The sequence below is a fragment of the Mesorhizobium sp. M7A.F.Ca.CA.001.08.2.1 genome (genome assembly GCF_003998455.1).
In the GTDB taxonomy this organism is placed as follows: domain Bacteria; phylum Pseudomonadota; class Alphaproteobacteria; order Rhizobiales; family Rhizobiaceae; genus Mesorhizobium; species Mesorhizobium ciceri.
In genome coordinates this window covers 1-465 of sequence record NZ_RZPW01001461.1, presented here as the reverse complement: position 1 = coordinate 465, position 465 = coordinate 1, and the positions used below count along the sequence as shown (strand labels likewise).

1 protein-coding gene is annotated in these 465 nt (G+C 63.9%); it reads right to left on the bottom strand.

Features of this window, described 5'->3' with window-relative positions:
* A partial coding sequence (locus EN914_RS37980; protein ID WP_206527364.1) for an ADP-ribosylglycohydrolase family protein occupies nucleotides 1–446 on the bottom strand: 446 nt, incomplete at its 3' end.
* Nucleotides 447–465 lie beyond the last annotated feature (19 nt).

Sequence of the window (465 nt, the reverse complement as noted above, 5' to 3'; positions counted from 1 at the left end):
ATGCCGACCGGCGCGATACGCATCGCCGCACCATTGGTGTCGCCGCTGCGCCCCGCTTCCTCAGCCGGCACACCATTGTTGATGGCATCGATTGCGCGTTTGGTCGATGGCCCCAAAAGGTCATAGCTGCCACGCGCCTTAACCTCGCGTTCCCAGTCGAGCAGCGCATTGACCCAGCGCGCGTGGTCGAAACGGTCGCCGGATTCGACCAGGATGCGGCCGAGCAGCAACGCCTGCTCGGTATCGTCGGTGATGGTGCCGGCGGCCAGTCCCTTCGACACCGGATGATCCGGGAAAGGCTCGATGAAATCCTCGACATGGCCGTAGAGTTCGGCAATGCGAACCGGCGACAGAAGCTGCGTCGGCATGCCGAGCGCATCGCCCAGCGCTCCGCCGACAAGCGCCCCCATGGCGCGGTCAATAGCCTTGCTGGTTGCATCCGACATCGCTCAGAACCTCATATGC